General features: G+C 71.0%; 10 protein-coding genes and 1 pseudogene. 3 read left to right on the top strand and 8 right to left on the bottom strand.

Translation table 11 applies throughout. The features are described from left to right. From HAV39_RS40945 to HAV39_RS40930, 4 genes and pseudogenes are all read right to left on the bottom strand, one after another. Positions 1–230 (bottom strand): annotated as a pseudogene (locus HAV39_RS40945) (hypothetical protein); the annotation flags it as partial. Between the two features lie 423 nt (positions 231–653). Next, positions 654–2,660, bottom strand: a complete 2,007-nt coding sequence (locus HAV39_RS40940) for an SPFH domain-containing protein (protein ID WP_191844459.1) — start codon at positions 2,658–2,660, stop codon at positions 654–656. A gap of 107 nt (positions 2,661–2,767) precedes the next feature. Beyond that, on the bottom strand, positions 2,768–3,316 hold the full coding sequence (locus HAV39_RS40935) for a hypothetical protein (protein WP_191844458.1): 549 nt from the start codon (positions 3,314–3,316) through the stop codon (positions 2,768–2,770). 239 nt (positions 3,317–3,555) lie between these two features. Beyond that, positions 3,556–3,858: a helix-turn-helix domain-containing protein gene (locus tag HAV39_RS40930; protein ID WP_191844457.1), complete on the bottom strand. Its 303-nt coding sequence runs from the start codon at positions 3,856–3,858 to the stop codon at positions 3,556–3,558. A 64-nt stretch (positions 3,859–3,922) separates the two neighbouring features. Between HAV39_RS40930 and map the strand changes: the two genes are divergently transcribed. From map to HAV39_RS40915, 3 genes are all read left to right on the top strand, one after another. Continuing rightward, complete coding sequence (map, locus tag HAV39_RS40925; RefSeq protein WP_191844456.1) at positions 3,923–4,696, top strand: type I methionyl aminopeptidase; 774 nt, start codon at positions 3,923–3,925, stop codon at positions 4,694–4,696. 161 nt (positions 4,697–4,857) lie between these two features. Further along, on the top strand, positions 4,858–5,004 hold the full coding sequence (locus HAV39_RS40920) for a hypothetical protein (protein ID WP_191844455.1): 147 nt from the start codon (positions 4,858–4,860) through the stop codon (positions 5,002–5,004). Between the two features lie 72 nt (positions 5,005–5,076). Beyond that, entirely contained in the window at positions 5,077–7,818 is a 2,742-nt protein-coding gene (locus tag HAV39_RS40915; RefSeq protein ID WP_239121030.1) for an ATP-binding protein, read from the top strand. On the opposite strand, the gene HAV39_RS40910 is transcribed toward HAV39_RS40915, so the two are convergent. The 4 genes from HAV39_RS40910 to HAV39_RS40895 form a co-directional block, all read right to left on the bottom strand. Beyond that, positions 7,726–8,337 (bottom strand): hypothetical protein, encoded by a 612-nt coding sequence (locus HAV39_RS40910; RefSeq protein ID WP_239121031.1) that lies wholly within the window; start codon positions 8,335–8,337, stop codon positions 7,726–7,728. The two genes, HAV39_RS40915 and HAV39_RS40910, sit on opposite strands and share 93 nt — an antisense overlap. A gap of 45 nt (positions 8,338–8,382) precedes the next feature. Next, positions 8,383–9,168 carry a hypothetical protein gene (locus tag HAV39_RS40905; RefSeq protein WP_191844454.1) on the bottom strand — a complete coding sequence of 262 codons (786 nt, stop codon included), beginning with the start codon at positions 9,166–9,168 and terminating at the stop codon, positions 8,383–8,385. 259 nt (positions 9,169–9,427) lie between these two features. Beyond that, positions 9,428–10,246 (bottom strand): GNAT family N-acetyltransferase, encoded by an 819-nt coding sequence (locus HAV39_RS40900; protein WP_191844453.1) that lies wholly within the window; start codon positions 10,244–10,246, stop codon positions 9,428–9,430. A gap of 162 nt (positions 10,247–10,408) precedes the next feature. Further along, positions 10,409–10,969 carry an NADPH-dependent FMN reductase gene (locus tag HAV39_RS40895; protein WP_191844452.1) on the bottom strand — a complete coding sequence of 187 codons (561 nt, stop codon included), beginning with the start codon at positions 10,967–10,969 and terminating at the stop codon, positions 10,409–10,411. Positions 10,970–11,025 lie beyond the last annotated feature (56 nt).

Here is an 11,025-nt window from a genome sequence, read left to right as displayed (position 1 = left end):
GCGGGCAGATACGCCAGGGTCGAGAAGTAGTCGACACCGGTCAGGCACATCACCTTCCACCACGACTGCGGCTTGGCGTGACTCTCATCAGCCTCCGGACCCACCGGCTGCACCCGATGCTGCAGCAGCCAGCCACCGAGCCGACCGGCGGGCGGGCGCGCCCCCTCAGGACTGTCGACGACGGCAGGAATGGCGTACTCGATCGCTTCGGCCGTTTTGGTGTCGTTCATATCCGCCTGATGCCCGAGTCGAACCGTGGATGAGCCTTGGACACGATAGGCCACGTGGCGAATGCGTGGTCGTCAAGATTTCGTCAAGACTGCGCAGGCACCGTGGAGGCCCAGGTCACGCGTAGACCGGTGCGCTTGTGATGTGCGTGCGGCGCGGATACCGATGCGCTTTTCAGCTGCGGCGGAGTTGCGGCGGCCTCGGCGTTTACGGACGGGGTACGGCGTGGCGGACAACACAATGCCGACGCCGTCATCGGGCGCCGGCATTGTTGAGTCGCGTGCGTTTCCGGCAGCGTTCAGCCGGCGGCGGGTCGTTCCTGCGGAATCTTCACCGCCCGCACCGGCGGCAATGCGGGCAGCCCGACTCGCGCGGGACTGCGCCGAGCGGGAAGAACGGTGTGTTCTCCCCGCTCGGGGCCACCCTCAGCCGCGGCCCTGCTGCGGAATCTTGCCGTCCTGCTGCGGCAGCGGCACCTTGCCTTCGTGCAGGGCGCGCATCAGGGTCGCGGCCAGTCCGTCGAGGCTGGAGCCGCCGGTGACCAGCACCTCGGGCACAATGTTGATCTTGCCTTCGGCGATGGCGTTGGCCAGCGCCACCAGCGCGGTCGGCACGTCGCCGATGGCGTCGCGCTGCGCCTGGAAACCAGCCGCCCGGGCCAGCCCGAGCGCCTCGGTCGCCTTCGCCTCAGCCAGACCCACCGCCTGGGTACGGTCGGCCTCGGCCTGCCCGGTGAGCCGGACGTACGCCGCCTGGCCGCCCGCCTCGGCCTCCCGAGCCTTGGCCTTGTTGCCGCTGATCTCCACCGAGACCGCGGCCGCGGCGAGTTCGGCCTGCATGTCGGCGGTGCCGCGAGCCTTCTCCATCTGCACGCGCACCGTCTCGGCCCGCTGCTGCTCCTCGTAGGTGGCCCGCTGCTGGTTGGCGATCTCCCGGTGGGTGAGCACCTCGACCAGCTCCGGCGGGAACACCACGTCCTGGATGTAGACGCCCTTCGTCTCCACCTCGTACCCCGCCAGGTACTGCGTGATCGCCGTGAAGGCGGCCTGCTGCACCTCGTGCCGGGTCTCGATGAAGCGGATCGCCTCCAGCGCCTGCAGGGTGTTGCGGAAGTGGTTGCCCACCGCCGACTGCAGCACCTCGTTCACCAGGTTCAGCATCGTGCCGACCATGGAGATCACCCGTGGCGCGCGGCCGTCGGACACGTGGATCTGCACCTGCAGGTCGATGGTGAACACGAAGCCTTCGCGGCTCTTGCCCACGATCGGCTCCAGTCGCGCGTCCAGGTCGTGCGCCGTGGACATCAGGTTCGCCCAGTTCAGGGTGAGGATGAACGTCGGCACCAGCTCGGCGGCGTAGATGCGCGGGTTGATGGCGTACTTGCCGGTGCGCAGCGGCTCCTGCCAGATGCCGCGGTGTCCGGGCCGCACGATGCTGCCGAACTTGAAGTCGGTGCCGGAGGTGTCCAGGGTGGGCAGGCCGACGAAAGCCTTGATCACGGCGACCTGGCCCTGGTTCACCACCAGCATGGGCACCAGCTCGACCATGACCAGGAACGGGTTGAGCAGGTACGCGCCGTACAGCAGGGGGTCGTGCTGCAGCCCGATGCGCCCGCCGGCGTCCAGGAACGCCTGGAAGTCCTGGTAGTTGTTGTGGAGCTCGTTCTTCGAACCGAGCAGCACGTCGATGATCTCGGCATCGGTGGTGTCGGCGCTCGCCTCCATCCCGGTGATGTCACCGAATCCGCCGAGCCGGCTGGCCAGGTCACCCGACGGCAGCGGCTCGCCCTCCAGCACGGTGACCAGGCCGATCACGTCACGGTCGCCGTGCGGCGAGATCACCATGACGCGCAGGCGCTCGGGTGTCAGTCCGAACGCCGCCGGAGTCAGCTCGCGATGGGCGGCCAGGGCCTGCAGTTCCGGCGCGACCGGAACGCCGAAGACCTCGCGGGCGGTGATCACCACGAACGCGACGGGGTGGATGGGGACCAGCGTGCCCGGCGGCAGCACCGGCCGCTGCACTCCTTTCTCGCCCCCGTGGGCGAGGAAACTGCGCAGGTCGGAGAAGTTGGCGAACTCCGGCCGGTAGCGCGCGCTCTTGGCGCCGATCGGCAGCGGCGCGCCGACCTGGGCGATGACCACGCCGATCTCCCCGGCGGGCACCTGCACCCAGGGGAACTTGGTCACCGAGTACACCGGCCACAGCTTGAACCGCTGTCCCGGCATGAGCAGGTCTGCCTGATAGCCGGCCTCGCCCGCGAACGCCACCGGGTTGTCGTCGGCCAGCCGCCGGCGGCTGAACCGCTTGGTGACGAGGCCGACCTCGGTGGGGCCGATGCGGTGGGTGGACTTCAGCGAGACCGTGGTGAGGAACAGGATCACGGCGGCGGCGATGAGCAGCGCCAGCAAAGCCGTTTGTGGGCTCCCGTCCATATGTGCCCCATCTCCTTGGATGAGTCGGGCTCTATGTCGGCGTGAGAGTACGCCCGTACTGCAAGACTCCGCGGCCCCCGGAAGCGGCGAGATCGAGTCGTTTGCGGTTACGGTCCGATGTGCACGGTCGGGCGGCGCGCGGCGTCCGGTTCGGCCCGGCGCAGCACCTCCCGGGCCGCGGGGGCGAGCTGCCCGGCCCCGGTGAGCAGGAATCGCAGCACATGGCGGGCGTGGCCGTGCATCGGCCAGCTGAAGTCGACGCTGGGCACGTGACCGGTCGCGTCACGGATGCCCAGCAGCACCGCGGCGACGGTGCGACCGGTGGCATCGCCTTTCACGGTCAGGATGCGATAACCGCAGTAGTGCTCACCGGTCACCTGGTACGGCCCGCGGCCGGCCCACCCGCCGGCCACTTCGAGGAAGATCGCCTCGTCGCGGCCTGCCGGTGCCGTCGTCGTCCGGCACCCGGGGTCGGGGTCGCGCAGCGTGGGTTCGGTCGCGATGAGGCGTAGCGGACCGCCGGCCGCCGCTTCGCCGAGAAGAGCCAGGGCCGCCCCGTCGAAGGTGACGCCTCGGACCGGCGGCCTGAAGGCGCGGGCGCGGGCCGCGAGCATGATGCCGGCCGCCAACGACACCATCGCCACCACTACGTTCACCGGTTCCGCCTTGTCGACCTGCAGTTCTACGTGTGCCCTTGCACCGTCGGGTCTGCGAACCGCGACCGCTACCCCTCTTGACGTGTTCCGTACGCTGCTGCTCCGTTTACTGACGAACCGTTGATACGACGACGCGACGGTCGCCATTCGCGGCGTCGGAACATCGGGCGCAGTCCGGTCAGGCGGCGGCCAGGGCGATCCGGGCTCAGCCGTGGCCGTCGCGCCTCGGCGCTACGGGCTTACGCGGCCAACCGCTGACGTGCGCCGCGGCCGGCGCTGATCGGCTCGACACCGGGCTCGGGCTGGTTGATCTCGGCCCACACGGCGTCGAGGGACAGGCCGAGGACATCGGCGATCGCCGCGATGGTCGGGAAGGCGGGAGTCGCCACCCGACCAGACTCGATCTTCCGGAGGGTCTCCGGGGAGACGCGTGCGTCGAGTGCGGTCTCGAGCATCGAGCGCTCTCTCCTGGCGCGACGCAGCAGGGCGCCGAGGCGGCGTCCGCGCTCGACCTCCGCCGCGGTGAGCGGCAACCTGACCATGGTCGGATTATAGTACCGGGATAATATGACCGGGATAGTTATTGGTAACCGAGAAAGGCGTCGCATGATCGAGATCCTGGACCCCGCCGAACTGCCCCGAGCGAAGGCGGCAGGTGCCCTGGTCGCCGACATTCTGCAGACGCTGAAGAGCCGCAGCGCAGTGGGCACCAACCTGCTGGACATCGACCGGTGGGCCAAGCAGATGATCGCCGAAGCCGGAGCGCTGTCCTGCTACGTCGACTACGCGCCGTCCTTCGGACGCGGGCCGTTCGGCCACTACATCTGCACCTCGGTCAACGACGCCGTGCTCCACGGACTGCCGTACGACTACACGCTGGCCGACGGTGACCTGCTGTCACTCGACCTCGCCGTCTCCAAGGACGGCGTCGTCGCCGACTCCGCGATCAGCTTCCTCGTGGGCGACGCGACACCCCAGGAGAGCGTCGCGCTGATCAGCGCGACCGAACGCGCGCTGCACGCAGGGATCGCGGTCGCCGGGCCGGGGGCTCGCATCGGCGACATCTCCCACGCCATCGGCTCGGCCCTCACCGAAGCAGGCTATTCGGTCAACACCCAGTTCGGAGGCCATGGCGTCGGCTCGACGATGCACCAGGACCCGCACGTGCCGAACACCGGACGGCCTGGCCGCGGCTACAAACTGCGCCCCGGGCTGCTGCTGGCGCTGGAGCCATGGGTCATGGCGGACACCGCCGAACTCGTCACCGACGCCGACGGCTGGACACTGCGCAGCGCGACCGGCTGCCGGACCGCACACAGCGAGCACACGATCGCCATCACCGACGACGGAGCCGAGATCCTCACCATGCCGCAGCACTGACACTTCCCGACGTCCCGTAGGTATGCCTAGACCATCCCCGACCGCCGTCTAGGAGGGTCGAGGCCGGTGAAGATAGGCCGTCGCTGCGGATGGGAAGCAGTCCCGGCGAGACGAGCATGGATGTCGTCAGCAGGACGACCGCTCGGACCGAGGAGTCTGCGATGTTCGGATCGCCGGAGCTCTACTTCGATCTCGCCAAGATGCACCACAAGGAACTCATCGACGAGGCCGCCCGGGAGCGGGTCGCGGCGTGCGCGCTGTGGCACCGCCGGATCGGCGGCAAGGCACGCAACCGTGTGCCCCGATGAGAGCGAGCACACAGGCCCGGGAGCCCGAAAAGGCCCCCGGGCCTGTCCGTCCGCGCCGGTACGCTGTCGCGCGTGGGAAGTCAGCGAGGTGGGGTGAGCTCCACGATGGTCGGGCGTGACCGCGAGCTGCGGCAGTTGACGCAGCTGGTGGCGTCGCGCCGGCCGGCCGTGGTGTTCGTCGGCGGCGAGCCCGGCATCGGCAAGACCCGGCTGGTCCGGGAGCTGCTGCCGACCCTGCCCGAGCAGGCCGTGGTGCTGGTCGGCCAGGCCGAGCCCGACTCCCTGGCCCGCCCGTACGAGCTGCTGCTCGACGCGGTCGACGGCGCCGACGGCGTGCAGGTAGACCCCGAGCGGCTGGCCGCGCTGACCGACGCGCGCCGCAGCCCCGTCGAACGCCTGCACAGCGGGCTGGCGCTGGTCGCCGACCTGGTCGGCGACGACCCCTCGGTGATCGTGTTCGAGGACCTGCACTGGGCCGACTCCGAGAGCGCCGCGCTGTTCGAGCGCCTGGCCGACACCGACGGCCCCCGCCTGCTCATCGGCACGTACCGGCCGGACGAGGTCAGCAGCCGCCACCCGCTCGCGTCGCTGCTGGAGCGCATGGAACGCCGGCACGCCGTGGCGCACCTGCGGTTGGAGCGGCTGACCGAGGCCGAGACCGCGGCGCTGCTGGCCACCGTCACCGGCAAGCCGGTGTCCTACCGCACCGCCGCCGCGCTCTACCACCGCACCGGCGGCAACCCGTTCTTCCTGGAGGAACTGCTCGGCTCCTGCCAGCCCGACGACCTCGACGCCCTGGTCGAGCAGCCGCTGCCATGGAGCCTCGCCGAGGTGCTGCGCCGCCAGGTGGCCAGCCTCGACGCCGACGCGCAGCGCGTGGTCGAGGCTGCCGCGGTGCTCGGCCGCCGAGCCCCGTTCGACCTGCTCGCGACCGTCACCGGGGCCAGCGAGAACGAGCTGATCAGCGTCCTGCGCGACCTGGTCGTGCGCGGGGTGCTGGTGGAGGCCGGCGAGGACGAGTTCAGCTTCCGGCACGCGCTGGTCCGCGAGGCCATCACCGGGCAGATGCTCGGCCGCCAGCGCCGCCGCCTGCACGAGAGCGCCCTGGAGGCGCTGCTCGACGGCGGCGACGCCGACCCGGCCCTGATCGCCCACCACGCGCAGGCCGCCGGCCGGTACGCCGACATGGTGTCCGCCGCCCGCCGCGGCGCGGTGCTGTACCTGGCGATCGGGTCGGCGTACCAGGCGCTGCAGCTGGCCGAGATGGGCATGGCCGAGGACCCCGAGGACCTGACCCTGCTGTCCGCCGCGGCCCGTGCCGCCTGGCTGGCCGGGCTGGTCGACGACGCCGCCGGGTACGCCCAGCGCTGGCGCGACCTCGCCGACGGGCCCGCCGACCGCGCCGACGCGCTCTACCTGCTGATCCGGCTCGCGTGGGAGACCGACGACGAGCCGTGGCTGGAGAAGGTCACCACCGACATCGAACGGCTCATCGCCCAGCTGCCGCCCGGCGCGGACAAGGCCCGGGCGATGACCGCCGTGGCGCAGTCGGCGATGCTGCGCGACCACGACGACGAAGCCCTCGAATGGGCCGACCGGGCCCTCGCCCTGGCCGCCGAGTTCGACCTGCCCCAGATCCGGCTCGCCGCCCTGGTCGAGAAGGGCATCGTGCTGACCGGCCACCCCGACCGGTCCGAGGAGGGCCGGGCCACCCTGTCCGGCCTCGTCGACGAGGCCGAGAAACTCGGCGAGTGGGTGCTGGCCGCGCGGGCGCTGAACCGGCTGGTGAACATGCCGCAGGCGTCGTCGCTGACCGAGCAGGCCGAGCTGCTGGAGCGCATGCGCGGCGACGCCGAGCGGGCCGGATTCGAGTCGCTGGCCGTCGCGGCATACTTCCAGGGCCTGGCCCGGCTGGCCATGCGCGAAGGCGACCTGCAGGCCGCGATAGGCGCGCTCGACGAAGGCCGCTCCCGCGACCGCGGCTACCTCTACTCCGGCCGCCGCGCCGACTTCCACGCGGTCTTCCTCGCCGGTCTGTGCCTGGAGTCGGGCAACCTCGACCGGGTGCAGCGGCTGATCACCGATCTGTCGGGCATCGAGAAGGTCGACCCGTTGGTGCTCGACGGCCTCGGCTTCCACCTGGCCTGCCGCCGGGGCGACCTCGACGGCGCCGACGCGCTGCTCGACCGGGTGCTCGACGGGCTACGCCAGCAGGCGTGGCGCAGCGGCGAGCAGGCACACGACCTGCTGTCCGCGGCACTGCACGCCGGACTGCCGCTGCCCCGCCTACGGCAGCTCGCCGCCGAACTGCTCGACGGCCAGGTCTGGGACCACTGGCGGGCACTGGTCGAGGCGCAGCTCGCCGAGGTGTGCGGGCAGGACTCGGCCGCGCTGGACGGCTACCGTTCGGTCGCCGAGTCGCCGCTGCTGGCCCTGGCCGTACGCGGCACCGCCCACCTCGGCGCGGCTCGCTGCCTGCTGGCGCTGGGCCGCGACGCCGAGGCGGCCGGCTGTGTCGAGCGCGCCGGCGAACTGCTGCGCCGCTGGACCGGCTGGCGGGTGGAGCAGCTCGGCCAGTTGCGGGCCCAACTCGGTCTCGCCCCCGCCGACGGACGGCAGACGGTCACCGGCGTCTCCGCGCTGACGACCCGCGAGCGAGAAGTCGCGCTGCTGGTCGCCGACGGCCTGACCAACGCCGAGTTGGCCCGCAGGCTGTACATCTCACCGAAGACCGCGGCCGTGCACGTCTCCAGCATCCTGCGCAAACTCGGCGTCGCCTCCCGCACCGAGGTCACCACGGCCCTCACCCGCTGACCGCCACGTCGCCCCACGCCCAGGCTCGACGGAGCCAGGCGGGTCGAAGGCCAGACCGTTCTCGTCGCAGGCGTTGAAGATGCGCAGCCGACCTACAGCGAACCTCAGGCTGAGCGTGACACTGCCATCAGCCGGAAAATCGCCGCTGAACTCCCGCAATTCGGTGCCCCGAAGCGTCTGACCCGCCAGCGCCCCCAGCTCCGGCAGGGGTTCCGCCCGCCACGAAAGGCGGAAGCCGTCCGAGGTCCCCCACGTCAGGGGTCGGCTGATGTCCACGCTGCCGAACGTGATCGACAGGTCGTCGAGCTTCTGGTGGTTGACCAGGACATGGTCATCGCCGAAGTCGAGCAGAACCGGACAATCCGAGAACCACTCGTCCGCGTCGAGATCCCAGACCAGCCAGACGTGTCGCAGTACGCGGCCGGTCAAGGCGCCCAGCCGACGTCCATGCGCAGCCACCACCACCTCAAGGCCATGCAACCAGCGCGGCTCGTAGCCGGCGATGCCGAAGTCGAACATGAGGGGATTGTGCCCTTCACCGCCGGACCCTCGGCCAGGCCGCCGCTACGTGTGGCACTTCACGCTGACGATGATCGCGTCCTCGGGCAGTTCGGCCAGCAGGGGCAGAATGTCGCCCGGGTGCGGGGGCGCGTCGTTGCGGTGAGCGCAGCTTTCCCAGGTGTCGCAGCTGCCGTGGGTGGCCCTGCCGTCCTGCTGCACCCACCAACCGTCCAGCGTCAGCAGGTCGGTTCCGCGCCGTGCGAGGCGGGCAGCTTGACTCATCACCTCGTTCCGGCCAGCGGCGAACAGCCGGGTGAGGTCATCGCCGTAACCCAGGACCGTGTCGAGAAGGTCCCACGGATAGACCTTCAGGAACGCGCTGATCATCGGCTGAGCCCCGTAGGAACGGCGTCGCGTCGCGATGTCCTCGAAAAGGCTGAGAATGTGGATCTCTCCGAACGTCTCGATGGGCAGAGCGGGCGGAAACTGGTCCGTCAGTTGCTGCCAGAGATCGCACATGCCCGCCGCCAGCCCCACCGCGCGATCGTGTGCTCCGGAGAGTTCGAGGAGCCCGGCCGGCCCCCCGGCGCACAGGCCGGGCCGGCTGGGAAGGGGGACGCCGTCGTACTGCGGCGGGTCGTGCAGCAGCCGCGGGTCGTCCTCCCAACCGGGGGCGATCCAGAACCCGCTGCCGTCGCTGCTGCCACGAATCAGCCATGAGTCCCAGACATCGCGTTCATCGGGGTGGCCCTGCATCGCCTCAAACGGCGCGAGCGCCTCATCGAGCGCGGCTTCCAGCCTGCCCTGCGCCGCGGCCGAAAGGCAGACGGTGACTCGGGTGCTCCCCATGACCCCTCCTGTGCGCGTGGTGCCGAAAGGCTAACTTGGGCGGTCGCCGCCCGACGCGCCGCCGACGCATGATGATCGAAGAGGGTCGTCCCTGATCGATCCGGCCGGGCCGTCACGTTCTGGCGGCGGGCCGAGTGATACCGACTGCGTTCCCGCTGCTCTACCTGGGCCCGGTCGTCGCCTCGATGGTCCTGGCCTCCGCCGCCTGATCCCGTCCGACCCTGGCGGCGCAGCCCTGAGCCCCGGTCGCGGCCGGGGCTCAGGCCGGCAGGCGGGTGAAGAAGTGGGTCACGGCGACCTCGCGGAAGCCGAGCCTGGCGTAGAACCGCCGTGGCCAGTCATCGGCGCTCGCCTCCAGGAACACCAGGTCGCAGCCGGCGTGCCGGGCCCGGCGCAGGGCCGTGTCGAGCACCGCGCGAGCCAGGCCCCGGCCCTGGTGGGCCGACCGGGTCTGCACGTCCTCGATCTGCGCGATGCCCGCCGCGGCGTCGAGGTAGAGATCGGCGTGTGCGACGACGCGGCCGTGCTCGTCGCGTACGCCGAGGAAGGTCACCTGCGGCGCGGCCCGCAGCCGGGTCACGCGGCGGTCGACGAGCTGCTCGATCACCTCGGCCGACACGTGGGGAAGCTCGGACTGCCAGGAGTCGCGGTCGGTATCGCGCAGCTCGTCCAGGGCGATCTCGGCCACGATGACAGCCGGGTCGGTGGGGCGGTCGGCCGGTCGGTCGTCGTGGCGCATGAGCACGTCGCGCGCGTGGAGGTGGCGGGTGTCGAGCAGCTGCGGGGCGAGCAGTTCGCCCAGCCGCTCGTCGTGGACGACGATGTTGCGGTGCGCGCAGCCCTCGGCAGCCAGCACCCGCTCGGCGGTCTCCGACGCGGCGCGGAGGTCGCCGGCGTGGGTGACCACGAACTTGTTGTGGTCGTAGGAGTGGAAGTAGGTGCCGCTGAACACGGCGAATCCGGCCGGGGTGTCGACGATCCGCTCCGCCTGCGCGCGCATCGACGCACGCAGAAAGCCGATCATTCGCGCCGCGTCGTGTTGGTCCTGGTCGCCGTGTGTTGGCTGGGCCGTGTTCATCCTGGTGCTCCGTCCGTGCGGCTGCCCGACGCGGCAACCGGTCGTGGCGGACCATGTTGCCACTTCGCGCGTTCGCCGCCTCTGGCGGCTCTGCCGGCCGGCCGCGGTCGTCCCGGTGATCCGGCGGTGGCCATCGGGACGACCGTGCGGGCCCGGGTGGCCTCAGGCGGGGTACGGCGAGGTCGCCTTGGCGGCCTGCAATGCCCGCGCCCACCACGTCAGCTGGTCGAGGAGCCTGCCGGCCGCGGCGGCGGGCGCCGCCGGGTCCTTCGGCTGCCCGGCGCCGTCGAACTGCTTCCACCCGCCGTGGAAGCTGACCGTGTCCCGGGTGGTGACGGCGTGCAGTTCCGCGAAGACCGGTCGCAGGTGCTCGACGGCCCGCAGGCCGCCGGACAGACCGCCGTACGACACGAACGCCACGGGCTTGGCGTGGAACTCCCGGCCGTGCGAGTCGATCATGTTCTTGAGCGCGGCCGGATAGCTGTGGTTGTACTCCGGCGTCACCACGACGAACGCATCCGCGGCGGCGAGCCGGTGGGCGAGTCCGGGCGGCTGCTCGGTCGGCGGCGAGCCGGTCGCGTCGGCTGCCAGGTCGACCAGATCTACCTGGACGTCGTCGCGGTGCTGCGTCTGTTCGACGAACCAGTCGGCCACCGTGGGGCCGAATCGTTCGGGGCGGACGCTGCCGATGACGACGGCAAGCCTCACCTGGGTGTGGGACACGTGTTTCTCCTGTTGGCCGGCTGGACGGATACGGGCCACGCTAGAAGTTAAAGATC

The sequence above is a fragment of the Catellatospora chokoriensis genome (assembly GCF_011297315.1).
In the GTDB taxonomy this organism is placed as follows: Bacteria; Actinomycetota; Actinomycetes; order Mycobacteriales; family Micromonosporaceae; genus Catellatospora; species Catellatospora citrea.
The sequence above is the reverse complement of the archived record's forward strand: the minus strand, read 5'-3'. Positions and strand labels throughout refer to the sequence as shown.